25 protein-coding genes and 1 pseudogene are annotated in these 23,671 nt (G+C 58.9%); 7 read left to right on the top strand and 19 right to left on the bottom strand.

Annotation, left to right across the window (positions count from 1 at the left end; genetic code table 11):
- Window positions 1–6 precede the first annotated feature (6 nt).
- The 5 genes and pseudogenes from cyoD to NLY44_RS13540 form a co-directional block, all read right to left on the bottom strand.
- Window positions 7–416, bottom strand: a pseudogene (gene cyoD, locus NLY44_RS13560) (cytochrome o ubiquinol oxidase subunit IV).
- Window positions 413–1,099, bottom strand: a complete 687-nt coding sequence (locus tag NLY44_RS13555) for a cytochrome (ubi)quinol oxidase subunit III (protein WP_023681134.1) — start codon at window positions 1,097–1,099, stop codon at window positions 413–415. Before NLY44_RS13555 ends, cyoD begins: the two are co-directional and overlap by 4 nt.
- Window positions 1,096–3,096, bottom strand: coding sequence for a cytochrome o ubiquinol oxidase subunit I (gene cyoB / locus NLY44_RS13550; protein WP_023681135.1), 2,001 nt, complete (start codon window positions 3,094–3,096; stop codon window positions 1,096–1,098). The genes NLY44_RS13555 and cyoB overlap by 4 nt, the downstream gene beginning before the upstream one ends.
- A 2-nt stretch (window positions 3,097–3,098) precedes the next feature.
- On the bottom strand, window positions 3,099–4,064 hold the full coding sequence (gene cyoA / locus NLY44_RS13545; RefSeq protein ID WP_084627195.1) for a ubiquinol oxidase subunit II: 966 nt from the start codon (window positions 4,062–4,064) through the stop codon (window positions 3,099–3,101).
- A 197-nt stretch (window positions 4,065–4,261) separates the two neighbouring features.
- On the bottom strand, window positions 4,262–5,152 hold the full coding sequence (locus NLY44_RS13540) for an MBL fold metallo-hydrolase (RefSeq protein WP_023668030.1): 891 nt from the start codon (window positions 5,150–5,152) through the stop codon (window positions 4,262–4,264).
- Between the two features lie 300 nt (window positions 5,153–5,452).
- Between NLY44_RS13540 and NLY44_RS13535 the strand changes: the two genes are divergently transcribed.
- Entirely contained in the window at window positions 5,453–6,610 is a 1,158-nt protein-coding gene (locus NLY44_RS13535; RefSeq protein WP_023804843.1) for a hypothetical protein, read from the top strand.
- Between the two features lie 69 nt (window positions 6,611–6,679).
- Here NLY44_RS13535 and NLY44_RS13530 read toward each other — a convergent pair whose 3' ends face one another.
- Genes NLY44_RS13530 through NLY44_RS13520 form a run of 3 tightly spaced genes read right to left on the bottom strand, consistent with a single transcriptional unit; the run spans window position 6,680 to window position 9,566 of the window.
- Window positions 6,680–7,201 carry a ferritin-like domain-containing protein gene (locus NLY44_RS13530; RefSeq protein ID WP_023687824.1) on the bottom strand — a complete coding sequence of 174 codons (522 nt, stop codon included), beginning with the start codon at window positions 7,199–7,201 and terminating at the stop codon, window positions 6,680–6,682.
- A gap of 47 nt (window positions 7,202–7,248) precedes the next feature.
- Window positions 7,249–8,391: a UDP-galactopyranose mutase gene (gene glf, locus NLY44_RS13525; RefSeq protein WP_023754459.1), complete on the bottom strand. Its 1,143-nt coding sequence runs from the start codon at window positions 8,389–8,391 to the stop codon at window positions 7,249–7,251.
- 2 nt (window positions 8,392–8,393) lie between these two features.
- Window positions 8,394–9,566, bottom strand: a complete 1,173-nt coding sequence (locus NLY44_RS13520; RefSeq protein ID WP_031201462.1) for a glycosyltransferase family protein — start codon at window positions 9,564–9,566, stop codon at window positions 8,394–8,396.
- 353 nt (window positions 9,567–9,919) lie between these two features.
- Between NLY44_RS13520 and NLY44_RS13515 the strand changes: the two genes are divergently transcribed.
- Window positions 9,920–10,837: a glycoside hydrolase family protein gene (locus tag NLY44_RS13515; RefSeq protein WP_023700021.1), complete on the top strand. Its 918-nt coding sequence runs from the start codon at window positions 9,920–9,922 to the stop codon at window positions 10,835–10,837.
- 184 nt (window positions 10,838–11,021) lie between these two features.
- Here NLY44_RS13515 and NLY44_RS13510 read toward each other — a convergent pair whose 3' ends face one another.
- The gene (locus tag NLY44_RS13510; protein WP_023748063.1) at window positions 11,022–11,201 is read right to left on the bottom strand and encodes a hypothetical protein; all 180 of its coding nucleotides are present in this window, start codon (window positions 11,199–11,201) and stop codon (window positions 11,022–11,024) included.
- 137 nt (window positions 11,202–11,338) lie between these two features.
- On the opposite strand from NLY44_RS13510, the gene NLY44_RS13505 reads away from it, so the two are divergent.
- Together NLY44_RS13505 and NLY44_RS13500 are read left to right on the top strand one after the other, a co-directional pair.
- Window positions 11,339–11,848, top strand: coding sequence for a pyridoxamine 5'-phosphate oxidase family protein (locus NLY44_RS13505; protein ID WP_023729504.1), 510 nt, complete (start codon window positions 11,339–11,341; stop codon window positions 11,846–11,848).
- A gap of 40 nt (window positions 11,849–11,888) precedes the next feature.
- Window positions 11,889–12,488, top strand: coding sequence for a cupin (locus NLY44_RS13500; protein WP_023804845.1), 600 nt, complete (start codon window positions 11,889–11,891; stop codon window positions 12,486–12,488).
- 1 nt (window position 12,489) lies between these two features.
- Here NLY44_RS13500 and NLY44_RS13495 read toward each other — a convergent pair whose 3' ends face one another.
- From NLY44_RS13495 to NLY44_RS13470, 6 genes are all read right to left on the bottom strand, one after another.
- Complete coding sequence (locus NLY44_RS13495) at window positions 12,490–12,786, bottom strand: SemiSWEET family sugar transporter (protein WP_023804846.1); 297 nt, start codon at window positions 12,784–12,786, stop codon at window positions 12,490–12,492.
- A gap of 15 nt (window positions 12,787–12,801) precedes the next feature.
- Window positions 12,802–13,485 carry a hypothetical protein gene (locus NLY44_RS13490; protein WP_023714643.1) on the bottom strand — a complete coding sequence of 228 codons (684 nt, stop codon included), beginning with the start codon at window positions 13,483–13,485 and terminating at the stop codon, window positions 12,802–12,804.
- Entirely contained in the window at window positions 13,482–14,258 is a 777-nt protein-coding gene (xth, locus tag NLY44_RS13485) for an exodeoxyribonuclease III (RefSeq protein ID WP_023668041.1), read from the bottom strand. Before xth ends, NLY44_RS13490 begins: the two co-directional genes overlap by 4 nt.
- A 68-nt stretch (window positions 14,259–14,326) precedes the next feature.
- The gene (locus tag NLY44_RS13480) at window positions 14,327–14,539 is read right to left on the bottom strand and encodes a hypothetical protein (RefSeq protein ID WP_245259911.1); all 213 of its coding nucleotides are present in this window, start codon (window positions 14,537–14,539) and stop codon (window positions 14,327–14,329) included.
- Complete coding sequence (locus NLY44_RS13475; protein ID WP_155921618.1) at window positions 14,536–14,691, bottom strand: hypothetical protein; 156 nt, start codon at window positions 14,689–14,691, stop codon at window positions 14,536–14,538. The genes NLY44_RS13480 and NLY44_RS13475 overlap by 4 nt, the downstream gene beginning before the upstream one ends.
- Before the next feature lie 64 nt (window positions 14,692–14,755).
- On the bottom strand, window positions 14,756–15,283 hold the full coding sequence (locus NLY44_RS13470; protein WP_023668043.1) for a YciE/YciF ferroxidase family protein: 528 nt from the start codon (window positions 15,281–15,283) through the stop codon (window positions 14,756–14,758).
- 423 nt (window positions 15,284–15,706) lie between these two features.
- Here NLY44_RS13470 and NLY44_RS13465 point away from each other — a divergent pair, with 423 nt between their 5' ends.
- On the top strand, window positions 15,707–17,107 hold the full coding sequence (locus tag NLY44_RS13465) for a phospholipase D family protein (protein ID WP_023804847.1): 1,401 nt from the start codon (window positions 15,707–15,709) through the stop codon (window positions 17,105–17,107).
- Window positions 17,108–17,198: 91 nt separating this feature from the next.
- Here NLY44_RS13465 and NLY44_RS13460 read toward each other — a convergent pair whose 3' ends face one another.
- Window positions 17,199–17,495, bottom strand: coding sequence for a hypothetical protein (locus NLY44_RS13460; RefSeq protein WP_023752158.1), 297 nt, complete (start codon window positions 17,493–17,495; stop codon window positions 17,199–17,201).
- Window positions 17,496–17,568: 73 nt separating this feature from the next.
- Window positions 17,569–18,561 carry a YihY/virulence factor BrkB family protein gene (locus NLY44_RS13455; protein ID WP_023804848.1) on the bottom strand — a complete coding sequence of 331 codons (993 nt, stop codon included), beginning with the start codon at window positions 18,559–18,561 and terminating at the stop codon, window positions 17,569–17,571.
- A gap of 414 nt (window positions 18,562–18,975) precedes the next feature.
- Between NLY44_RS13455 and NLY44_RS13450 the strand changes: the two genes are divergently transcribed.
- Both NLY44_RS13450 and ligD read left to right on the top strand, forming a co-directional pair.
- Window positions 18,976–19,269 (top strand): hypothetical protein, encoded by a 294-nt coding sequence (locus NLY44_RS13450; RefSeq protein WP_023687836.1) that lies wholly within the window; start codon window positions 18,976–18,978, stop codon window positions 19,267–19,269.
- A 165-nt stretch (window positions 19,270–19,434) separates the two neighbouring features.
- Window positions 19,435–22,077, top strand: a complete 2,643-nt coding sequence (gene ligD / locus NLY44_RS13445; RefSeq protein ID WP_023687837.1) for a DNA ligase D — start codon at window positions 19,435–19,437, stop codon at window positions 22,075–22,077.
- Here ligD and NLY44_RS13440 read toward each other — a convergent pair.
- Window positions 22,057–22,941 carry an alpha/beta fold hydrolase gene (locus tag NLY44_RS13440; RefSeq protein WP_023687838.1) on the bottom strand — a complete coding sequence of 295 codons (885 nt, stop codon included), beginning with the start codon at window positions 22,939–22,941 and terminating at the stop codon, window positions 22,057–22,059. The genes ligD and NLY44_RS13440 overlap by 21 nt on opposite strands.
- Window positions 22,942–23,123: 182 nt before the next feature.
- Window positions 23,124–23,594, bottom strand: coding sequence for a GFA family protein (locus NLY44_RS13435; RefSeq protein ID WP_023707699.1), 471 nt, complete (start codon window positions 23,592–23,594; stop codon window positions 23,124–23,126).
- Between the last annotated feature and the right edge of the window lie 77 nt (window positions 23,595–23,671).

Raw genomic sequence — 23,671 nt, 5'->3', positions numbered from 1 at the left:
CAGCGTTCAAGGCATGGTTCCGGTTTGATGGGGTGTCATGGCAGCCATGTTTTCATTCAGGTGGGCCATGATCCAGATAGAGCCCAGAACCACCAGCGCGACGATCAGCACGCCGAAGGCCAGGGCCAGGATGTTGTTGGTGTTGTCCGGCCCGGTGGTCAGGTGCAGAAAGAAGACAAGATGCACGCCCATCTGCGCAACAGCGAGCACCACCAAGGCCGAGATGACCGCAGGCTGGTAAATCAGATCGGTTCGCGCCGCCAGGAATGACGCGATCGTGAGCAGGATGGCCAGCCCGAAGCCGAGCACATAGCCCGAGAGGCCCCAGCCGTTTCGTGCTCGCTTATGTGTTCCTCGCCCGGCGCTGAATCGCGGCGGTCCTGCAACTCGCCGGTCTTGCTCTCGAACTCGGTCATGACGATGCTCCCAGCAGATAGACCAGGGTGAAGATGGCAACCCAGATGATGTCGAGGGCGTGCCAGAAGAGCCCGAAGCAGTGGAGCCGCCGCAAGATGTCGGGCCGAAAGCCCTTGACCCACAGCTGCGCCATCATCGTTCCCAGCCAGAGCAGGCCGAGACCGACATGGGCACCGTGGCAGCCAACGAGCGCAAAGAAGGCAGAAAGAAATGCGCTGCGCGAGGGGCCTGCCTGCTCGCCGATCATTGCCGCGAACTCCTGTAGTTCCAGGAACAGGAACGCTGCCCCGAGCAACCCCGTGACGAGAAGCCAGAACTGCGTGGCAGCCATTGATCTGCGACGGGTGGCGAGTGTTGCCACGCCGCCGGTGAAGCTCGAAGTGAGCAGAAGGCCCGTCTGGACCGCAACCCGTGTCGGTTCGAACAGATCCTTGCCTGTCGGTCCGCCGGCGGTTGCCTTGGCGAGCACGGCGTAGGCGGCGAAAAATGCCGAGAACATGATGATGTCGGACAGGAGAAAGATCCAGAAGCCGTAGGTCACCGTGACGAACTTTGAGGCCGGGCCGCCTTCTCCGTGGCCCGTCGCAGAGCGCACCGCATGCCGACCGGTGTGATTAAGCCGATACGGGTCCCGTGCCTGGGTGCCGGCGCTGATGTCGCCGGAGAATGCGTGATCGCTCATGCCGGGCGCTCCCACCCGCGCAACCGGGCAAACTGGGCTGCCTTGTGGTCATGGTCGATGCGGGCGACCTCGTCGACAGGGATCTCGTAGTCTCCATGATCGCGCCAGGCGAATACGACGAAGGTTGCGTAGGCGCCGATGAAGCCGACGATCGCCAGCCACCATATATGCCAGATCAGCGCGAAGCCGATCAGTGTGCTGAAGAAGGCGGTGACGAAGCCAGTCGGGCTGTTGCGAGGCATCTCGATCGGCTCATATGCCTTTTCCTCGTCCGAGCTCTGTTCGATCCCTCGTTGCTTGATGCTCCAGTAGGGCTCTTCGTCTTCCACGTGAGGCAGCCGTGCATAATTGAAGACAGGAGGAGGGGAAGATGTCGACCACTCCAGCGAACGCCCGTCCCACGGGTCGCCGGTTTCGTCGCGAAACTTGTCGCGATGCCGGATCGAAACGAAAAGCTGTGTGATCTGCAGCGCCGCGCCGGCGATCATCACCACCACGCCGAAAGCGGCCACCACCAGCCACGGTGCCCAAAGGTCCATATCGATATGTTGCAGGCGCCGCGTCATGCCGAGCAGACCGACGATATAGAGCGGTACGAAGACCAGCATGTAGCCGGCCAAGGTGACCCAAAATGCCGCTTTTCCCCAGCCTTCGTGCAAACGGAAACCGAACGCCTTGGGGAACCAGTAGGTGAAGCCGGCGAATGCTCCAAACAACACGCCCGAGATGATGACGTTATGGAAATGCGCGACGAGGAAAAGGGAATTGTGTAGCACGAAGTCGGCCGGCGGGACGGCAAGCAGGACGCCAGTCATGCCGCCGACGGTGAAGGTGGTCACGAAAGCCAGTGCCCAAAGCATCGGCGTGTCGAAACGAACGCGCCCGCCATACATGGTGAAGAGCCAGTTGTAGATTTTCACACCGGTTCCCACGGCAATGACCGACGTGGCGATGCCGAAGGCGGCATTAACGTCCGCTCCGGCACCCATGGTGAAGAAGTGATGCAGCCAGACCATGAACGAGACGATGCAGATGAACATCGTGGCCGCGACCATCGAACGGTATCCGAACAGGGGCTTCGATGAAAAAGTCGAGAAAATCTCGGAAAAGATTCCGAAGGCGGGAAGCACCAGGATGTATACTTCGGGATGGCCCCACGCCCAGATCAGGTTGACGAACATCATCTGATTTCCACCAGCTTCGTTGGTGAAGAAGTGGAAGCCGAGATACCGGTCCAGCGTCAGCATTGCGAGCGTGGCGGTAAGGATCGGGAAGGCTGCGACAATGAGCAGGTTGGACGCGAGCGAGGTCCAACAGAACATCGGCATTCGCAGATAGCCCATTCCCGGCGCTCGCATCTTGAGGATGGTCGTCACCAGGTTGACACCGGTGAGCAGCGTGCCGACGCCGGAGATCTGGATCGCCCACAGATAATAATCGACACCGACGCCCGGCGAGTAGGCGGTTTCCGACAAAGGGGCATAGGGCAGCCAGCCGGTGCGCGCGAACTCACCGACCACAAGCGAGATGTTGACCAGCAGGGCTCCGGAAGCCGTCAGCCAGAAGCTGACGGAATTGAGCGTCGGAAAAGCGACATCGCGTACGCCAAGCTGCAGCGGCACGACGAAATTCATCAGGCCGATCATGAACGGCATCGCGGCGAAGAAGATCATGATCGTGCCGTGCGCGGAAAAGATCTGGTCGTAATGCTCCGGCGGGAGGTAGCCCGGCCCGTGAATCGCCAGCACCTGTTGTGTGCGCATCATGATAGCATCGATAAAACCACGAAGAAGCATGAGCATCGCAAGCACAATGTACATCACGCCGATGCGCTTGTGGTCGACCGAGCTTATCCACTCGCTCCACAGATATGGCCAGTAGCCCTTCACCGTTATCCAGCCAAGCACGGCGGCTGCTGCCAGAAAGACGCCAAGGGCTGCACCGAGGGGGATGGGTTGATCGAAAGGAACGGCCGACCAGTCGAGCTTGCCCAGCATCGTCATTCTGCGCCTTGTGGATGATGGGTCATCGTTGCCGCCGCCGCGGGTAATGCCCTTGGGCTCACCTGTGGCTCGCCGCTGGCTGCGCTCTCAGCAGGCCCCGGACCCGGTGGGAGCGTCTGCTGAACGACCGCTTCGAACAGCCCAGGCTGGACATGACCGAAGGAAGCCGGCGCCACATTAGTGCTTTGCCGGGCGAGTTCGCGATAGGCGTTGGCGTTGAGCACGCCGCCCCCGCCACGCAGCGATGACGCCCAGCGGGTGAAGGCATCGGCTGAAACCGCGCTCACACTGAAATTCATATCCGAGAAGCCGTCGCCGCTGAAGTGCGCCGACTGGCCGAAAAAGCTGCCCTCGCGGTCGGCCTGCAGATGCAATTCGGTCTGCATGCCGTTCATGACGTAGACCATGCTGCCAAGCTGGGGCACGAAGAACGTGTTCATCACGCTGGCCGAGGTCAACTTGAAACGCACTGGAACACCGGCGGGGATAACCAGTTGATTGACAGCGCCCACGCCCTGCTCCGGATAGAGGAACAGCCATTTCCAGTCGAGCGCCACCACCTGAATGTCGAGCGGCGGCTGGCTAGAAGGGATCGGTTTGCGCGGATCGAGCTGATACGATCCGTAGTAGATCAGACCGCCAATGAACAGGATGGTGAGCGTCGGGATCGACCAGACGATCAACTCCACGCGTCCCGAATAGGTGAACTCCGGGTTATAGCGGGCGTTGCTGTTCGAGGCGCGGAACTTCCAGGCGAATGCCAGAAGTGCAACAAGCGTGGGAACAACGATCACCAGCATCACCGCCAGCGAGTTCAAAAGGATCGTGCGATTGCCGACGCCAATTGGTCCTTGGGGATCGAGCACTCCCCCCGCGCAACCGGGCAAGAATGCGCCTCCGAGGATCCAGAGCAGTTGGCGTGTCAACTTAGGGCTGGATGGCAACAACACCGGTTCTGCAATCTCTCTTTGCGGGAACGCGTGCTAGGGGCATGCGTTCATCGGGTTTCCATCTGAGCCTACCCATGGCGCGGAACCTCGCGGCACTTCGCAGGGTGTCGCCCCCTGAGCGAGTGCCCCAACTGTCGCCGGCCGGGTTTGTTCCGCTGGACCGAGTTACTCTGTCCGATGGTCCCGCGTTCGCCAATCCGACCATAATTTCAGAACGATGGAGGCTCGATTGGCCTAGCTATCGGCGACGCTGGCTCCCGCACGAATTTCAATTTCGGCGGGACGGCGAATACCCTGAATCGCTCAGCCAGATTATCGAGAGCCTGACGCATGCCCACTCCCGCAGCAGCCGCACCGTGTCCACTGATGACCATCTGGGGGCCCAAGGCAGCCAGATGCTTCACGGACCTTTCCGCTGCATCCCAGTCTGGCGTGAAATAGCGCGGCGGACCGTGCATCTCGAGATCCTGAATGGCGACTTCATAGACCGACTCCTGACCGGTGGTGATGAAAGCGTCTCCTACGATGAGCGAGCGGTCTTGCTCGCGCCAGAGCGAGATATGCCCAGGGGCATGTCCGGGTGTGTGCAGCCATTGCCATCCGGGCATTCCGGGGATCGATCCATCGGCGGGCAAGGGTTGCAAACGGCTGCCAAGATCGATTGGCCCGCGTGGAAAAAGCGGTGAAAGCAGCGCCATCAGTCCACCCCCAACCCAGGGATCCGGTGGCGGATAGGATGTGGTTCCGTCCAAATAGGGGTGCTCGAGTGGATGGGCGAAGACAGGCACGTCCCAGCCATTTGCGAGTTCTAGAACCGTTCCCACATGGTCGAAATGGCCATGGGTCAGGATGATTGCAGCCGGCCGTGCGTTGACGCCGAACCGCTTTTCCGCGACCGCTAGAATGCTGCTGCGAGACGTCGGCAACCCGGTATCGATCAGCACCCAGTTCCGATCTCCGCTGCCCGGTGCGCCGAAGAACACGACATTCACGATTGCTAGCCGCAAGTAACCCAGGTCCGGTGCGATGCTCCAAGCGCCGTCGCCACGATCCTCGCGCCTGGCGTGGTCGATCTCGGAAAGTCGAATCTGAACGGTCATGTGATCCCATGCCTCTGTTGTTGCTGAGCAGCCGCTCGAGTGGATGATGGCGGCGGTACATCGCCCCGAACTTGGGACGGGCCTCCTTGTTCCTCATTTGCCACGCGGCTCCCGGACAGTTCACCACCGGAACAAAGGCTCTACCAATGGGTTCGGCACTACCCGGCCACGCAAGGACGAGCTGGACTGAGCAACGAACATGGGGCGCGCCCGACTGAATTCGGTATTTCGCCAACGCGGTTCCCGGTCCGGACAAGGCGGCCGAGTTCGAAGCCGATTGCCCAAAGGAGACTTCGAAAAATGAGCGAAGTGGGACGCCAGACGGAGGCCTCGGTTCCGGAAGCTTCGCGCTTCGCCAGTTTTTTCATGGCAGGCTTTGAATGCTCCTCGCACCGGCGCAAGGACGGCGTTCGCCTCGATCTTATTCGTGCGACCTCGCATAATTTGCATGCCCTGGGCGACTACCGCGGCTGCGCCGAACTTGGCCTTCGCACCATCCGCGACGGCCTGCGTTGGCATTTGATCGAAACCGCTCCCGGAGCCTATGACTGGTCAAGTTGGGCGCCAATGGTCGAGGCAGCCCGATCGGCAGGTGTTCAGGTAATCTGGGACATCTTCCACTACGGATCTCCGGACCATGTCGATCAGGGGTCGCCGCATTTCATCGACGCCTATGCCTCGTTCGCGGCAGAAGCCGTCAAGGTACACCGTTCGATCACCGGAACATCGCCTCTGTTGTGTCCCATCAACGAAATCTCCTTTTTCGCATGGGCTGTCGAGGTCGGCTATTTCCCGCGCGTGGGGCCGAACAAACGTGGATGGTTCAAGCGGCACCTCGTGAAGGCCGCCATCGCGGGTGTTCGTGCAATGCGGGAGATCGACCCCGCCTGCAGATTTGTCTGGGCCGAGCCGCTTATCCATATCGCCCCTCGCGACCGAACCCGCAGCGAACGGCGCCGGGCCGAAAACGCCCGACAGGGGCAGTTCGAAGCTTACGACATGTTGCTGGGCCGCGTCGAACCTGAGTTGGGCGGGAGCGAAGATGTTGTCGATGTCGTGGGCTTGAATTTTTACCCGCACAATCAATGGTACGTAAACGGGCCGACGATTCCGATGGGACACCACGAGTACCGCGCCCTGTCGGAAATGTTGCTAGAAGTTGCTCATCGATACGGCAAGCCGATGTTCATTGCGGAGACCGGCTCCGAGGGATCCGGCGGGCCGGCTTGGCTCCATTATGTCTGCGACGAGGTGCGTTCCGCAATCAGTCTCGGAGCGCCGATCGAGGGTATTTGCCTGTACCCGATAACGGCCTACCCGGGCTGGGACAATTCGCGACATGCCGAGGTCGGTTTGTTTTCCGTCATCCAGGCTGACGGCAGGCGACACCTGCGCAAACCCACAGCAGATGAACTGGCCCGTCAGCAAGGTCTTCTCGTGGCGGACACGACACCTTGAAGAGGCCTAAAACGAGGGAGGGGCGGGCGAGCGTCTGTTTCGAAACGCCGCCCGCGCCGGCGCGGTGCATCAGCTTTTTGCAGTCGCCCCAGCCTCGCGCAGCCTGGCATATCGCATGGTAACGTCGCTCAGATTTTCCTTGAGCCAGTTGGCCATGGCTTCCTCTTCGTTCAGGTTCTGCTTGAGGGCCCTTTCAGCATCCTGGAAGCCCCCGGCGTCGGCCAGTACCAGCAGCGAATTGTAGGCAGCGATCTCGTAGTTCTCGAATGCGAAATTCGCCAGGCTGTTCTTGATGATCTCGTCGCCGGCCATCGAATGTCCAATGGCGGCCACGCTGCCAACCATCGACAAGGCAGTGTCCTTGAGGGTGGAGTGCTCCTCACCAAGGCCCTCCAGGACGGACTCGAGTCTCGTGATCTGGCCTTCGGTTTCCTGAATGTGCCGGCGCAAGCGATCGGCCACCTCCGGATAGTTCTCTATGCGCTCGACCTGAGGCTTCATGATCGACAGCGCTTGATTTTCCATGGCGTGCGCGTTGCGCAAGCCGACGATAAATATCTCACGGCTTTCCGAGTTGAAGTTTGTATCCATCGAGTTTCTCCTTCTGATACCCGCCCGATCTTCCGTCTTGGAAGAAACTATCTTCTCGGCTCGGCCAACAACGGCTCCTCCGTGCGTGCCCAGACCGGGAGGCTTTTTTGGATGCGCGCGAAAGTGGCCAGAGCCTGTCCGACTACCTGGTCCATGTTGTAATAGCGGTAAGTTGCAAGCCGGCCGACAAACCACACGTCTGGGCAGCTTGCCGCGAGCGCTTCGTAGCGCTTGTAGAGCACTTCGTTTTCGGGCCGGGGCACGGGATAGTACGGGTCCCCGATGTCCGTGGGGTATTCGTAGGTCAGGCTGGTCCGCGAACTCTGCTGGCCGGTCAGATGTTTGTACTCGGTAATGCGCGTGTAATCTTCCGTCTGGGGATAATTGACCACGGCAACCGGCTGAAATTGCTCGCAATCCAGTGTAACGTGCTCGAAACGAAGCGAACGGTACGGAAGGTGCCCGAGCTGCCAGCCGAAATATTCATCGATCGGGCCGGTATAAACCATGCGCCTGAACGGTATCTTCTCACGAATTTCACGGAAGTCGGTCTGCAGCATGATCTTGATGTTCGGATGATCGAGCATGCGTTCGAACATCCGCGTGTACCCGCCGGCCGGCATTTTCTGGAAGCTGTCGCTGAAATAGCGGTCGTCACGGTTGGTCCTGGTCGGCACTCGTGCCGTCACGGATTTGCTCAGCTGACTGGGATCGACGCCCCATTGCTTTCTTGTGTAGCCGCGGAAGAATTTTTCATAGAGCTCGCGCCCCACGGTGCTGACGACAACGTCCTCAGCCGTTCGGACATCCTCCACCGTTTCGCGTCTCGACGCGAAGAAATCCTCCAGCTGTGCCGAGGTCAGGTCCAGCCCGTAAAGCCGGTTGATGGTGTCGAGATTGATCGGGATGGGAACCAGTTGCCCGTCCACGGCCGCCAACACCCTGTGCTCGTACGGCCGCCATTGCGTGAACTGCGAAAGGTGGTCCACGATCGTTTGGCTGTTGGTGTGGAAGATGTGCGGGCCGTAGCGATGGATGAGGATGCCGGCTTCATTGTAGCAGTCGTAGGCGTTGCCTCCCACATGGCTGCGGCGATCGATCAGCAAAACGCTTTCCTGACGCTGCGACGCTATCCGTTCGGCAAGCACACTGCCGGCGAAACCCGCGCCGACGATCAGCCAATCGAACATGGCTATGCACTCCTGCGAAGGGGCACGACCTTCTTGCGTTGGTAGGCGCGCTCAATGTGAGCTGCCATGGCATTCCATGTCCGTTCCCAGGACATGTCCGCAAGATAGGCATCGACCTGCTGCAGGAGCATCTGACGCGGTCGCGAAAGAACGGAGCGCAGCTTGATTTCCAGATCGTCACAGTCGGCGATTTCCACCAGCCCGGCAGCACCGTAACTGCGCACCACGTCGACGATTGCCGTCGAGATCACCGGCAGACCCGCCGCGAGAAATTCCGGCGTCTTGGTCGGGCTGATGAAACGCGTGGCCTCGTTGAGGGCAAACGGCATCCATCCGGCGTCCCAATGGCGCAAATAGTCGGGCAGATCGCAGTAGGCTTTCGGGCCAAGCCAATGCAGGTTTTCGGCTTGCGGCAGGCTTGCAGGGTCGATCTTGACAACCGGACCGAGCATGACGAAATGCACGTCCGGCATTGTCTTTGCCGCTAGCGCCACGAGATCGACGTCCAGCCGCTCGTCGATGACGCCGAAATATCCAACCCTCGGGGAAGGAATGCCCGCCTGGTCGGCTGGGTCCCTTCCTGGCTGTCTTGCGATGTGAAAGTGCCTCACATCGATGCTGCTCGGAAATGGAAAGATGGCGGGATGGAGGTGACGCTTGGTCTCGAACAAGCTTAGACCACCGGTGAAAACGAGATCCGCGCGGCGAAGAAGCGCCTTTTCCATCTGGCCCAGCTCGGGGGGCGCATTCCTGAACGCAGAGAGTTCGTCCATGCAGTCATAGACGCATATGTCTGGGTCGAGGAATTCCGTAAAGCGAAGAGCCATTGGGGTGTAGTACCAGGCGATCAGCCGGCTATGCGGCATAGAAGCGATGGTCTGCTGCACAAATCTCCGCTGGACGGCATCTGCTTTCGCGGCCGACGTGCCAAGCGGCAGCACTGGTGTGACAATCAGAATGTTTTCCGATGCCACGCTGGTCCGCATCAGCGGCTGCGGCAATTCTTCGAAAACGGGTTCTTCAAAATAGACCACTCGCTGCTGAGCGGATGCAAGGGTGAGGAGATGCTGCGGACGCTGGTGAACAAAATTCCATCGTAAGTGGGAGAAGCAAACCAGTATATTTTCGCGACGAACATATTGACTGCCGGTTACCCCGCCAAAGGCCGCTTCCATTGACATACTCCCTCTGTGACACTATTTATGTTACGATTAACATTTGTTAATCGCGAATGGAGAGAACTACTAAGTTCCAGCTCCTAACTTTCGATCAGGTGAGTTGTTCCAACTGAAATGAAGAAGGCCCGGTCGCCCGCTTGGTCCACGCACGAAGCGGGATCTGGGTGCGGAGGCGAGGGCGGCTGTCGGAACCCGGCCGCCACTGAAAGCGTGGTTGAACGAGGAATGCTGGTGGACAGCGGCATTGCCGTATTTGCGTTGAACTCGTTGGCTATAGAATGTGCCTAACATCAATGATTCGCCTGTATCTCTGCGCGTCTCCGACTGCCGAGGCGAATTCCGGGGCTGACATGAACATCAACTTTGAAACCAACGTTTTTCCACTGTTTCATCCGCAAAGCGTGGATGATCTCAAGGACCCGTGTCCTGTCTTCGATGGCCGTGTCTGGCACGTCTTCGGGTCAAGCGGCACGGTCACCACCGAGACGTGGAGAATCTTGCATGCCACGGCGCCCGATCTTTATGGGCCGTGGGCCGAGCATGAGCCGATCGAACTTCCAATCAACGGTACTGGTGTTGCGGCTCCCGGTGTGACCCACGAGTGCGGCGTCTTCCACATGTTCATCCAAACGGAATTCATGAAGTCGGGTGGCCGTTGCGAGCATGCGGTTTCCAACGACGGGTTCCATTGGGTAGTCCTCAGTCCGGCCATTCTGGCCATCCCGGACACGGAAGAGGACGGCATTTACGATCCGCATCCAGCAGTCATTGGCGGTGGGCGCTACCTGGTTTATTCGGCTATGCCAAAATTCACCAGGGTGCCTCAGCCCGACATCTATCTGGCACGTAGCCAGTCCGACTCGTGGTTCGGTCCGTGGAAGCGGATCGGCAAAATCCTCGACCACAACGATGTTCCCCACCATAACACCAGAGATGATCCCGACTACGAATGGGGCATTGAGGGCGCGCAACTGATCGAGCTGCCGGATGGCCGGGTGCTTCTCAACGCCACTTGCTTTCTTCCGAACGGCCTTCGGGGAAACCGGCAACGGGTGTTTTTTGCCATCGCCGACGAGGTCAGCGGGCCTTACGTTTCGATCGGCCCCGTGTTGGAGCCAGGTCAACCGGGCGAGAACGGCCACTCGACAGTGATGATCGATGGCAGTCAGCTTTCACTGTTCTACCAGAGCCGGGTTGCCACAACCGATCACCGATGGCGCTATGGTTTGGCCAGATGCGACGTCGCTCTCTTTTCAAAGGTCGCGTGATTTCCAGGCTGCCATTAGCGCCTTCAGGCGGATGCGCGTCATGCGGCCATGAAACTCCTGAGGGTTGAAGGTGATCCGCGTCGGTGACGGTAGCAAAGTGTCATCGCGAAATGATTTCAGCCCGTTCGTCAATTGTCTCCGCGCATCGATGACACCGCCAGATGCCCGACTAATGGGCTCATAGCTATTTCTTCGGTCCCTTGACAGGGAATGTCGCGTCGCCGTCTTTTTTGCCGGAGATCACCCGCGGATCGGCGCTGGCGACGCCATCGCTTCCCCCGCCCTTGTGGTCCTTTTCCGACTGACCCTTTGCGTCCTGCTCGGGTGTCCGTTTTGATGTTCGAAGCGTCTTGTCCGCCATCATGGCCTCGCGTTTGCCATCCAAACTTCCGGCAATTTCGAAAGTTCCACCGCTTTAGCAAGCCGAAGGACCCAGTGAGTTGGAACGTCGTGGCGGGACGTGAGTTGTAAGCGAGGATATTTACCCGCAGGAGGACGCTTATGGCTAACCGCCGAGAGCAGCAGACGGACCTCACGCCCGCCGAGGCGACAGACCGCATCTGGGAACTCGCCGAGGACATCGACGTCTGCATGTTTGTGACCTGGGACGGCGAGTACAATCGAGCCCGTCCGCTATCTGCGCGTGTGGTCCGTGAAGAAAACGCCATATATTTCCTCGTCAATGACGACAGCGCCAAGAGCAAGCAACTGTCGACCTATCCAAAGGTCACATTGGCCTGGAGTGACAACAGCCACTACAAATACGTCACGATGTCAGGCCCGGCCACAGTGACAAATGACAGGGAAAAGATCGCCGAGCTCTGGGAGAAAACTGACTCAGCCTGGTGGGATAATGCCGATGATCCCGAGATTCGTCTGATAACGGTCAAACCCGACGAAGGCGAATTGTGGGACAGCCCGGGGCTAATCATGGCTACCGCAACGATGGTGTTTGCGGCCGTTACCGGCGCCAAGCCGAATGTGGGCGACAACGCAAAGGTCGAGCTCTGAGCGAGCGGCTAAACTAACCTCTGCTTTAGAGGCAGCGTCGATGAGCATTTTGGAAACCAGCAAGAAGGTGCTCGAGAACGTCACCGGTTTCGCAAGACCGCGCATGGAAATCGTCGCCGGATTGGTGAGGCAGCGAAAGTCGAATGAGTTCTGGTTCAAGGATGATGGACTTGTGCCCAATCATCCAGCATGGCCGCTCGTCGTTTATCGCGGCGCCGTCGAATTGCCCGAAGGACTTGATCCAGCAGCCGTCATGGAGGTGCTTTTCGAGGCAAACGGATGGGGCGATAGCTGGCGAAACGGCATCTATGATTATGTTCACTATCATTCGCAAATACACGAGGTTCTGGGCATTGCGCGCGGAAACGCTGAAGTCCGGTTTGGCGGCAAGAAAGGACGAACGCTGTCGCTGAAGGCCGGTGACGTCGCGGTCCTCCCGGCAGGCACCGGGCACCAATGCCTCTTGGCATCCGATGATTTTTTGGTTGTCGGCGCGTATCCTCCGTTTGGGACTTATGACGAATGTAGGAGCAAGGATCAGCATAGCGGTGCGCTCGCAACGATCCCCAGGGTGGGGCGTCCGCGCAAGGATCCTGCATATGGGAGCCAAGGTCCGCTGCTGAAAAGTTGGAAGCGCTAATCTAGTCGTCGGGGTCGAAAGCCTTGGCAACCGCATCTTTCTCAGCCTGCGGCAGGACTGTCATTGTGAGAATGAACGCTGACAGCAGGAGACAGACGCCATTCGTGAGTATGATCGGCCACTCTGCCTTCATGATGCCGAAGGCCAGCCACAAGGCGAAGCCCAACACAGTGATGGCATACATCGGTGCGGAGATGCCGCTTGTCTCTCGTGTCCTGATGATTTTCCAGGCTTGCGGGGTGAAACTGCTCATCGAGCAGACGGTCGCGAGATAGCCGATGAGCGTGACTGTCTGCATGGAAGCGGCCCTGACCTACGTCGCAGATACGCGCTTGAGATCAGATACGCGGACCACGCCGTGCTGGCTGACAAAGGTCAGGGTGGAGTCCGTGCTCTGGCTCTGCGAAACACCGGATATGCGATGGTCGCCTGTGTCATAAATCTCCATCTTTCCATGATCGTCCATGACCAGGCGGCTTTGCTCAGGAAACGCTGCGTAGCGCATATTGTTTTGAGAACCAGCGGCAGACGGGCTCCCAAACTCCTCAGGCCACCATGAGCCGGCGTGGGCCATAGCTGCAGAACGATAGCTCGTGTCGTCGCGTTGTGGCTTGGCGGGATGATCGCGCAGGTAGGCCGAGAGCTCCGCCGCGATAGTGTTGAGCTTCGCCTTGAGGCTGTCATCGAACATGTCGCCGACCATCGTCATGCCGGAGGACCATTGTGACATTCCTCCGAAGTCGACGTGGCTGAACTGGGCCATGGTTCCACCACCACGCCGCAACGCCTCAAGGACAGCCATGACAGCGCCATCAGTGACGCCATGCTGGCGTGCAAGGCGCGCAATCAGTTCAGCTTCCTTTTGAGTGGTTGTCATCATTGCGTCCTTGATCGCTTGGCGCCGGCAGTCCTCATTGTTGACGATAGACATGCGCGGCCAAATGTAATCACGAAGGAGCGCCACCAGGTCTTCAGGCTCCTTGCCGAGGAAGCTCAATCAAGTTCTATCCAGGCTGGCGCATGATCGCTCGGCTTGTCCCATGCACGCGTTTCGGCATCTACTCCGGCATTCTTCAGGCGATCCAATAGGGATGAACTCAGCAAGAGATGGTCCATCCGGAGCCCGGAACTCCGATCGTACCCGCCGCGGTAGGAGAAGTTCCAATAGGTGTAAATTCCTTTTTCTGGATGAATGCGACGAACCGCATCGAACCAGCCCTGAGCAAGCATTTCGGCGTACGCGCTCCGGCTCTCGGGGAAGTAAACGGCATCGCCAACCCAGCGCCCCGGCACCGCCGCGTCGATCGGGCCTGGAACGACGTTATAGTCGCCGCACAGGATGGTCGGTGAGCTATCGCCGAGCAGCACCTGGCCATAGGTGATCAAACGTCGGAACCAGCGAAGTTTGTAGTCGAACTTCGGCCCCGGCGCTGGATTGCCATTGGGCAAATACAGGCAGCCGACAACAAGCCCATTCACATCTGCCTCGATGTAGCGGCTGTGCGAATCGTCGGGATCGCCCGGCAGACCTCGACGACGTTCCAGCGGCTCAATCCCGCGAGCGAGGATTGCCACGCCATTGTAGGACTTCTGTCCGTGCCAGATTGCGCCATAGCCGGCGTTTCTAATCGCATCGACGGGAAATTTTTCGTCAGAGGTCTTCAGTTCTTGAAGGCAGACGATGTCATAGCCGGTTTCGCCAAGCCACTTGAGAAGCACTGGCAGTCGGCCGTTGACGCCATTGACGTTGAAGGTTGCGATGCGGGTCATCTCGACGATTTAACGTCTTTGCGCCGCTTCGATGCGACCTAGAGTCGGTAGCCAAATCTTGCCTTTTGTCATCGTCCATCTGCATTTTTGCTCGAAGCATTGGTGCTTTGACCGGAAGCAGCGGATGTCTTTGCATCTTTGGAATGCGCGGCAATTGCCGGACCCGCGCCGGTAGCTTTCCGCATATCGCCGCTCCCCTTGCCGTCAGTCGATTTCTTGCTCAACAGTCCTGAGAAATATTTTCCAAAGAAGCCCATCCGACTCTCCATCTTGGCGCTCATTCGGCGGCTTTGCGGGCCCTGAACTCATCTCTGCGCTCTTCTCGCAGCTGCCGAGGATCGCTGCGCGAACCGCCAAGCGCGCGGCGCCTGACCAGCGCGGCCGAACACTCAAGCAGGAAACATTCCAGTCCTTTGTAGATATGCGTGATCATGTCCTTCATCTCCCGGGACCGCCTCGGCACATGGGTCGCCGAGGCGGTTGGGTAGGCGATCAAATCAAGCCGCTCTCCGTTCTGCCGCTCGTTCGTTGACGCCGGCTTCACCGAGGGCAGTCAACGCCTCGTCGGTGGCCTTCTCCTCTTCAAGTGTCGCATTGAGGAGCGCAACCACGTCGTCCTTGCCGAGCGTCGTAGCCCAGGCGATCAGGGTTCCATACCTGGCGATCTCGTAGTGCTCCACGGCTTGCGCGGCACCGACGAGCCCTGCATCGAGCGAAGTCGAACCCTTGTACTCCTGAAGGATTTCAGATCCTTCCTCCAGGATGCCGTCGATCGCCGGGCAGGTTTTGCCGCGCGCGGCAGCGCCGAGAATCTCGAAGACCTCCTCCAGACGTTCGACCTGCCCCTCGGTTTCAGCGAGGTGCTTCTCGAATGCTGCCGAAACTTGCTCTTCGGATGCGCCTTTGGCCATCTTCGGCAAGGCTTTCAGAATTTTCTTCTCGGCATAGTAGATGTCTTTGAGGCCATCGAGGAAAAGGTCCTCCAGGTCCTTGTTGTTGCCATTGGCTTTCTTGGCAGTGGGCATTGTGCCGTCTCCTCTGTTGAAAATTGCCCGTCGCGAGCATTTTCTTAACTCGGAAACCCGAACCCGGTTCCGGGATAATGGAGATATCTAAATTTAAAGGGTCCTGCGCTTCACTGAGAACAACGACCACGTCATTCTCGTCGAAGAGCCGCGGCGGGGCGCACGCCATCGGGCTCCCGCCAACGGTCGTGCGGTCTGAGGGCCTGGGACTGCAGGAGACGCAAGTACCGCAGCGGCAGCAGAGCAGTCGGGGCAACGCCTCTCAAGCCTCCTGACCGCTCTGCAGCCGCTTGATTGCTGGCCCTGCTTGCATCCAGGAATTGGGTGATTGGACGCTGCGTATGCAACCAGAATACCTCAGAATGGTTCTAGCTATGATTTGAGCGGGATGGCAGCGAGCGCCGTCCAAAGGTGGCAATTTTTATGGACGTATCACTTTCGCGAACCGCAGACGACAACATCAAAACCGGCAAGAGCGGCTTGCTGCTTGTCTCGGACAATTATGACGCTTTCGCTCTGCGCGTGCTGGCCGCAAGGAGCGCTGAGCGCAGCCTCGACCTGATGTACTACCTTTGGCATGATGATCACACCGGCCGCTTGCTGCTTCGCGAGGTTTTTCGAGCTGCTGAGCGCGGTGTTCGGGTGCGCATGCTCCTTGACGACGTCAATCCGCGTAAAAATGATGCGGCATATCTGGCGCTGAACAACCATCCAAACATCGAATTGAAGTTGTTCAATCCGAGCGGTATCAGGCGCGGCCGGATCATGCGTGGTGTGGAAGTGCTGTTGCGGCTCTTTGCATTGACGCGACGGATGCACAACAAGGCTTGGATCGTCGACGACAAATTTGCCATTGTCGGCGGTCGGAATGTTGGCGATGCCTATTTCGATGCGGCAGAAACCAATTTCCGGGACCTCGATCTGCTGCTCCTGGGGCCTGCGGTACGGCAAACCGCGGCGATATTCGATGCCTTCTGGGCTTGCAATGAAGCCAAGCCAATCAAAACCTTGGGATCAGTGGCTGAGCATGAGCATGCCAAATGGCTTGAAGGAAGCGATACCGGCCCCGATCCCAAATTCCTGAACGGCATCGGCAACCGGGGCTCGATCACGGAGTTTATTGCGGCCAGCAACGACGTTCATTGGGTGGATGGCGTGCGGGTCATTTCCGATCCGCCGGAGAAAGTTCGTGGTTGGAGACGTCGCAGCTGGCTTATGAAAGAGCTGCGTCCGATCATCCAATCCACGCGCGGGTGTCTGGAAATTGTGTCGCCCTATTTCATCCCCGGCAAAAGGGGCACAGCGATCTTGCTGGACCTTGTCGGCGCCGGTGTTGACGTTTCGGTTCTGACCAACTCCCTGGCCGCTACCGACGTGGCCGCAGTCCATGGCGCTTACGCAAACTATCGCAAGCGGCTGCTGAGGAATGGCGTCAAAATTTTCGAGCTTCAGCCGTTCAACCGGCGCTCGGCAATCTCGGTGTTTGGCTCGAAGGGCGCCAGTCTGCATACGAAAGCTTTCACCGTCGACGACAAGATCGGCTTCGTCGGTTCCTTCAATTTCGATCCACGGTCAGTGTCCTTGAACTCGGAAATGGGCGTGCTGTTTGAGGATCCGAAATTGGTCGCCGAGCTGCGGCATCGATTCCAATCGGAAATATCTCCGGAAACAAGCTATCGGCTCGAACTGAAGCACAATGTTCTGCATTGGCATGGATGCGGCGAAGGCAAGATTCAGGACTATACGCATGAACCAGAAGCCGGATTTTTTCGCCGTATCCTGGCGGTCTTCGTCCGTCACCTCCCGATCGAATCTCAGCTCTAGCATCCGACGATGGCCGAGGACCTCGCGATCTCAGCAAATTGCCCTGCCGGGGATCGCGTGAGCGAAACGTGAAACCCTGATCTACCACGGGTCAGCCAGACCGCATCACACCCGGTTCTTCGACAACCGCGTCGCCAGTCCCATGCTGTCCGGCGTCCGGATCACTCGGCAACACGTCGGAAAAATTGACTGTGGCGACCAGATATCCGGCTTCATCGTAGACCTTGATAGTCGATCCCGATTGCTTGGTTCCTGACCCAGGTTCCGCCGCCACCGCTACGCGCGCCATCTCTATTGCTCTTGGACTGGCCATCTCCGCACTCGCTAGCTCTTCCTGGAAAGCAGTAGTCTGGCCGGATACTGTCGTCTCAAAGCGAAATTTTGGCATGGGCAACCTCCTGTTCCTATGCAATTCCGGTGTCCGGGTTGCGTTCCAAAGAAACAGAATTGGTGGGAAGCAGCTAAGATCGCCGCGATGGCCAGACCCGTGTCGCCACGAAGGTCAGCAAACCCGTGATCACAATCCAGGCCTGCACCTCGCGTTGGATAGTTGGCCCAGGGTTCGATGTCTGTCGCGACGGGCTCTCTGCCTCCACTATCGGTTGAAGGTCGGACCGACTGCCGAGACGGACGGAATAGGCCCGCGTGAACTCGGCGCCGAGCAGGAAGATCTCAGACGAATAGTAAACCCAAAGCAGCACGACCAGCAGTGCACCCGCCGCGCCATAGGAGGATGCGATCGCGCTGGTTCCGATATACCAGCCAATCAGCGACTTGCCGATGGTGAAGAGCAAAGCGGTCACTGCCGCGCCAATTGCGACATCGCGCCAAGCGAGCGACCGGTCCGGCAGGATCTTGAAGATCGCGGCAAACAGAGCGGAAATCAGCACGAAGGATACAACGCCGTTTATCGACGCGAGAATGATCGTGCCGAACGGCAGATGGGCGTTGATGACAGAGCCAAGTGCGGAAATGGCGGCGCTTGCCGCCAACGACACAAGCAGTAGAAATCCCAACGCCGCAACCAGGCCCAGGCTAGCCGCCCGCGCCCGCACCAATCGCGACACAGACATGGGTGGTGGGTCAATCTTCCAGATTGTGTTGAGCGAAAGCTGCATTTCGCCAAACACCCCGGAGGCTGTCACGAAGAGGGTGACGATGCCCACCAAGGTGGCAAGAGTGCCGGCGGTTCTGTGAGAAGCGCTTTCGATGGTGCTGCGCAGAAGGTCGCCGGTTTGCGATCCCATCACGCCTGCGATTTCGGCCGACAGAGCGAGTTGAGCTGCTTCATGCCCAAAGACAAGTCCAGCAATCGCAACAACGATCAACAAGATCGGGGCCAGGGACGTAACGGCATAGAACGCCATCGCCGCACCGTGGCTGAGGGCATTGTCGTTGATGAATCCGAGGATGCTCTCCTTGCCAAGAACCCAGGCTTCGCGTGCCACCCGCATGGGGAATTCCTTTTACCTCAACGAGCAACCTAGTGCTGTCGGCAACGAAAGCGAGACCTGCCGCCAGTGCGCGAGGCGCGATTGCAGAGACACGCCCGCTTGTCTCTGCACGAACGGCCAGAAATGTTCCATGCGGCGCCGGAACTCGCCGGGCTCGTAATGGTTATCGGTCATCCGATTGGAGTGATCAAAAATGCCTGATAATGAAAACCGTCGCGAGACCGGCGCAACGAAGTACCCGGCTAGAACAGGTCCTGATCCTTCGGATGCGTTCTCTCAGGATGCGGCCGGCAACAAGAAACCCAAGAGTGGGGTCGGTCTGACGCGGCCAGTCAATGAGGTGGATGACAAGACGCACCAATCCGATGGCCAGAACGCCCCGGCGAGGCCGGGCAGCGGAAACACGGTTAAGCCATGAACGTTGCCAATCTTCAGCTTGAAGGGTTGATGATGGCGGTCGCGTCAATCAACAACCTGCTCGTTCACAAAGGTCTGCTGTCAATTGACGAGATCGATACCGCCCTGCGAAAGGCAGAGGCGTCCATGACAGGTGACGAGCGGACCTACGAAGACATGTCACCGGCCAACCGTGACGCGATCTGCTTCCCGATCAGGCTTCTGCAGATCGCAAACAACGCGCAAGGCGAACTGGACATCCCACCATTTTCAGAGCTTGCAAAAATGGTTGGGCAAACCAAGGAACCTTAACGTCAGCGGTGACGACATGACGTGTAATCTCCGTGAAGGCCTACATTTGACGGCGATGCCACTCTGAAGCGGAAAAGCAGCATCGGCGCCGTCTCGGCCATGAACCGAACCAAATCTCACCCACTGCGTTGAGTCCGGCGTTGCGTCATTAGTCGGGGCACTTCCATGAAAACGGGCGAGCTTTCAACCTACCGGGCCAAAAGGGACTTCGCGAAGACGAAAGAGCCCAGCGGCGAAAGCTCGATTGCGGGTTCGAATCGACTTCGGTTTGTCATCCAAAAACACGCGGCCACGCGGCTGCACTATGATCTTCGCCTCGAGCTTGGCGGGGTCTTCAAATCATGGGCTGTGACCAAAGGTCCATCACTGGATCCTCACGACAAACGACTTGCCGTGGAGGTTGAGGACCACCCGCTGGAGTACGGCGACTTCGAAGGCACAATTCCCAAAGGACAATATGGTGGCGGCACGGTGCAGTTGTGGGATCGCGGATATTGGGAACCGGAAGGCGCCATGTCTCCCGAAAAGGCGTTGGAAAAAGGCGACCTGAAATTCACGCTGCAGGGCAAGCGCCTGCATGGAAGCTTCGTCCTCGTGCGCATGAAGCATGACCGCAATGGCGGGAAGCGGACCAACTGGCTGCTGATCAAACACCGCGACAAATACGCGACAGAGGGCAATGGCGATGCGGTGCTGGCTCAGGATCGATCCGTCGCCTCGGGTCGGAGCATGGAGAGGATTGCAGCGGGGAAGGGGGCAGGTCCGAAGCCGTTCATGATGAAAGGTTCATCGTTGGCCGATGCGGATGCCGTTTGGGACAGCAAGCGCGGCCATGCCGACAAGCGCGCCGCCAGGTCGGCAAAGCCTGCTCCGCGGCCGAAGCGAGCCGCTGGTGCCTCAGCGGCGAAGATGCCCGACTTCATCCCACCACAGCTTTGCGCAACGCTTTCCCGGCCGCCGGCCGGGACGAACTGGGTTCACGAAATCAAGTTTGACGGTTATCGCGTCCAGTTGCGCGTGGAAGACAAGGACATCGCCCTTAAGACCCGCAAGGGTCTTGACTGGACGGAGAAATTTGGCGCCATCGCAAAGGAGGCCGCCAGCCTCCCCAACGTCATCATCGACGGCGAAATCGTAGCGCTTGGCGAGAACGGCGCGCCCGATTTTGCCGCACTGCAGGCGGCGCTGTCGGAGCGCCGGACGAAGGACCTGATCTACTTTGCTTTTGACCTGCTCTTCGCAAATGGCGTCGATCTGCGAAAGATGCCTCTCTCACAACGGAAGGAACGTCTGAGCGAGATGCTCGGCGAAGTCGATCGCGGCGCGCAAAATCTCATCCGCTATGTCGAGCACTTCAGCAATGGCGGCGACGCGGTGCTGCGTTCTGCCTGTCGCCTGTCGCTTGAGGGGATTGTCTCCAAAAAGGCCGATGCAACCTATGTTTCGGGGAGGACCGACACCTGGGCCAAATCGAAATGCCGCGCCGGGCATGAGGTGGTCATCGGCGGCTGGTCGACGACCAACGGCAAATTCCGGTCATTGCTCGTCGGCGTCAATCGCGGTGAACATTTCGCCTATATCGGCCGTGTGGGGACCGGATTCAGCGAGGCAAAGGTCAAGCAGCTGATGCCCAGGCTGCAGGAGATGAAAGCCGCGACGTCGCCGTTTACCGGCGACGGCGCACCGAAAAGGAATTCAACCGTCTTCTGGACGAAGCCGGAATTGGTCGCGGAAATCGAGTTCGCCGGCTGGACCGGGGGTGGCAATATCCGGCAGGCCGCCTTCAAAGGCCTGCGTGAAGACAAGCCCGCAAAAGACGTCGAGGCCGAGCGTCCAGCCGATCCTCAAGAGACGCCGATTGCCGACCCTGCCAAGGTGACTGGCAAGACAGGAAAAAGCCCGGTTGTCATGGGCGTCATCATTTCCAAGCCGGACAAGCCGCTTTGGCCGAATGCCGGCGACGGTCAGCCCGTCGACAAGCTCGATCTTGCAGAATATTTCGAGACCGTTGGCCCCTGGATGATCAGACATATCAAAGGTCGTCCCTGTTCACTCGTGCGCGCGCCGGATGGCTACGCTGGCGAGCAGTTTTTCCAGCGCCACGCAATGCCAGGCACATCCAATCTGCTGGAACTGGTGAAAGTCTTCGGCGATCACAAACCGTATCTGCAAATCGACCGCGTCGAGGGTCTGGCCGCGATCGCCCAGATAGGCGGCCTTGAGCTTCACCCCTGGAATTGCCAGCCGGGTCATCCCGAAATGCCTGGCCGACTTGTCTTCGACCTTGACCCTGGTCCGGAAGTCCCTTTTGCGAAGGTGGTCGCGGCTGCCAAGGAAATGCGCGATCGTCTCGAAGATCTGGGCTTGGTGAGCTTCTGCAAAACCACGGGCGGCAAAGGCTTGCATGTCGTGACGCCATTGGCGGCCCAACGCAGCAAGACGACATGGGCCGAGGCCAAGGCCTTCGCAAAGGCCGTCTGCATCCAGATGGCGGCAGACAGCCCGGATCTCTACCTCGTCAACATGGCCAAGAAGCTGCGGACATCCCGGATTTTTCTCGACTATCTCAGGAATGATCGCATGGCGACAGCCGTCGCCCCTCTCTCCCCTCGCGCCAGGGAAGGCGCGACTGTATCCATGCCGCTGACCTGGAGTCAGGTGAAGGCGGATCTCGATCCGAAAAAATACACCGTTCGCACGGTCCCGGGCCACCTGAAAAAGACCGTCGCCTGGGCTGACTACGACGATGGCGAACGGTCGATCAGCAGTGCCATCAAACGGATCGGTTCAGCCAAGCTCGCCGCATGACGACGTCGGTTCGCGCAAGAACGCCATGACGGCTGCGGCTACCGCCTCGGCTGCTTCTTCGGCCATATGATGTCCGCTTTCGATCGGTTGGCCCTTCAGTTCGGTGGTCCAGGGTCGCCAAACATCGAGCACGTTGCCGTAGAGTGCCTCAAGGTCATCGCGGGCGGACCAGAGCGCCAAGGTCGGGCACGCGACCCGGCGACCAGCTTTCCTGTCGTCGGTATCGTGCAATTGATCGATGGCCAGACCTGCCCGATAGTCTTCAAGCATGCCGTGAACAACATTCGGATCGTGGATTGCGTCCTTGTAGTCGACATAGGCCTCAGCCCCCATGGACTCGGCTGAGCCGCCATACCACGCGTCAGGATCGGCCATGATTGCGCGTTCGGGCTTGTCCGGCTGTGCAAAAAAGAACCAGTGCCACCAGAGCTTCGCAAAGCGGGCGTCGCAGCGTTCGAGGGCTTCCAGGATAGGGACGCTGTCCATGACGATCAGATGGCTGATCGCCGACGGGTGATCCATGGCTGTTCGGAACGCTGTGTAGCTGCCGCGGTCATGGCCTGCGATGGCAAACCGGCGAAAGCCGAGATGTCCCATGAGAGCAATGCAGTCCCTGGCCTTGGCACGCTTGGAGGATCCAGCATGGTCCACGGCGTCCGCCGGTACCGAGGACTGGCCAAAGCCCCTCAGATCGGGGCAGACAACTGTGTGGTCGGCGGCGAGAAGTGGGGCTACCCGGTGCCAGGTAACGTGCGTCCGAGGATGGCCATGCAGCAAAAGAAGCGGCGGGCCTGAACCTCCATACCTGACTCGCAGTGAGGACTCGGGCAGATCCACGGTCTCTAGCTTGAATCCTTCAAACATCCGCTTCTTTGTCGTCAGACTGTGAAAACAAGTCCCGCATGTCCATCTTCAACCCACGCCGGTGAAATTGGTTTCGGGCATTTGTCCGTTTGGAGATCTCTCTCATTCCAATGGTTCGGCCGCCGTTCCGCCAGCCCTGGCGCTGGCTTGCAGGTACGACGCCCGAGATCCAGCCTCCTGCCTCACCGGTCTCTGGGATTGCCCAGGGCGGGGTCGCGCGCCCGGGTGTAGCCCTCGACGCGAGGCAAACCGTCATCCATCCTGATAAACGGCAGCCGCATTTCCCAATAGGCCTGGGCTTGGGGATGGTACTTCTCGGGCGCGTCCATGAATCCGATCGAGATGTAGAACTCATTTGGCAAGCCTTCATCGGTGTACCCAATCGAGGTGCCACATTCCGAACAGAAGGAGCGCACGACGCCCCTGGTTTTCGAAAATGTTTTTGGTTTGGAGCCGAGCCAATCGACCTGATCTGGACGATAGCCAATCCAGATCGTCAGTGGGCTGCCGATCGCTCGTCGGCAGTCATCGTCGTGGTCGAAACAAATCCAAAAGGGATCGCCACTGAATTCAGCTGTGATGGCTCCGCAAAAGCAATGCCCTTGATCAATCCGGGCCGGTTTTCTGACCGTCGTTCGGGGTTTGTCGTCCATGGTAATCTTCCGGCCAGCGTGGTGGCGTAACGCCGCGGACGGCAAGCAGTTCCTTTGGACGTCACAGAGCCGCAGAT

The organism is Mesorhizobium sp. C089B (assembly GCF_030323125.1).
Taxonomy (GTDB): domain Bacteria; phylum Pseudomonadota; class Alphaproteobacteria; order Rhizobiales; family Rhizobiaceae; genus Mesorhizobium.
This window is presented reverse-complemented; position numbering and strand designations above follow the sequence as displayed.

Excerpts from the sequence above, each read along its gene's own strand:
- NLY44_RS13540 (WP_023668030.1), bottom strand. The coding sequence starts at position 5,152 with ATGACCGTTCAGATTCGACTTTCCGAGATCGACCACGCCAGGCGCGAG.
- NLY44_RS13435 (WP_023707699.1), bottom strand. The coding sequence starts at position 23,594 with ATGGACGACAAACCCCGAACGACGGTCAGAAAACCGGCCCGGATTGAT.
- NLY44_RS13515 (WP_023700021.1), top strand. The coding sequence starts at position 9,920 with ATGAACATCAACTTTGAAACCAACGTTTTTCCACTGTTTCATCCGCAA.
- NLY44_RS13460 (WP_023752158.1), bottom strand. The coding sequence starts at position 17,495 with ATGCCAAAATTTCGCTTTGAGACGACAGTATCCGGCCAGACTACTGCT.
- glf (WP_023754459.1), bottom strand. The coding sequence starts at position 8,391 with ATGTTCGATTGGCTGATCGTCGGCGCGGGTTTCGCCGGCAGTGTGCTT.
- NLY44_RS13480 (WP_245259911.1), bottom strand. The coding sequence starts at position 14,539 with ATGAGCGCCAAGATGGAGAGTCGGATGGGCTTCTTTGGAAAATATTTC.
- NLY44_RS13470 (WP_023668043.1), bottom strand. The coding sequence starts at position 15,283 with ATGCCCACTGCCAAGAAAGCCAATGGCAACAACAAGGACCTGGAGGAC.
- ligD (WP_023687837.1), top strand. The coding sequence starts at position 19,435 with ATGAAAACGGGCGAGCTTTCAACCTACCGGGCCAAAAGGGACTTCGCG.
- NLY44_RS13530 (WP_023687824.1), bottom strand. The coding sequence starts at position 7,201 with ATGGATACAAACTTCAACTCGGAAAGCCGTGAGATATTTATCGTCGGC.
- NLY44_RS13500 (WP_023804845.1), top strand. The coding sequence starts at position 11,889 with ATGAGCATTTTGGAAACCAGCAAGAAGGTGCTCGAGAACGTCACCGGT.
- NLY44_RS13465 (WP_023804847.1), top strand. The coding sequence starts at position 15,707 with ATGGACGTATCACTTTCGCGAACCGCAGACGACAACATCAAAACCGGC.
- cyoB (WP_023681135.1), bottom strand. The coding sequence starts at position 3,096 with ATGCTGGGCAAGCTCGACTGGTCGGCCGTTCCTTTCGATCAACCCATC.
- NLY44_RS13440 (WP_023687838.1), bottom strand. The coding sequence starts at position 22,941 with ATGTTTGAAGGATTCAAGCTAGAGACCGTGGATCTGCCCGAGTCCTCA.
- NLY44_RS13535 (WP_023804843.1), top strand. The coding sequence starts at position 5,453 with ATGAGCGAAGTGGGACGCCAGACGGAGGCCTCGGTTCCGGAAGCTTCG.
- NLY44_RS13475 (WP_155921618.1), bottom strand. The coding sequence starts at position 14,691 with ATGATCACGCATATCTACAAAGGACTGGAATGTTTCCTGCTTGAGTGT.
- NLY44_RS13455 (WP_023804848.1), bottom strand. The coding sequence starts at position 18,561 with ATGCGGGTGGCACGCGAAGCCTGGGTTCTTGGCAAGGAGAGCATCCTC.
- NLY44_RS13495 (WP_023804846.1), bottom strand. The coding sequence starts at position 12,786 with ATGCAGACAGTCACGCTCATCGGCTATCTCGCGACCGTCTGCTCGATG.
- NLY44_RS13510 (WP_023748063.1), bottom strand. The coding sequence starts at position 11,201 with ATGATGGCGGACAAGACGCTTCGAACATCAAAACGGACACCCGAGCAG.
- NLY44_RS13520 (WP_031201462.1), bottom strand. The coding sequence starts at position 9,566 with ATGGAAGCGGCCTTTGGCGGGGTAACCGGCAGTCAATATGTTCGTCGC.
- xth (WP_023668041.1), bottom strand. The coding sequence starts at position 14,258 with ATGACCCGCATCGCAACCTTCAACGTCAATGGCGTCAACGGCCGACTG.
- NLY44_RS13505 (WP_023729504.1), top strand. The coding sequence starts at position 11,339 with ATGGCTAACCGCCGAGAGCAGCAGACGGACCTCACGCCCGCCGAGGCG.
- NLY44_RS13555 (WP_023681134.1), bottom strand. The coding sequence starts at position 1,099 with ATGAGCGATCACGCATTCTCCGGCGACATCAGCGCCGGCACCCAGGCA.
- NLY44_RS13450 (WP_023687836.1), top strand. The coding sequence starts at position 18,976 with ATGAACGTTGCCAATCTTCAGCTTGAAGGGTTGATGATGGCGGTCGCG.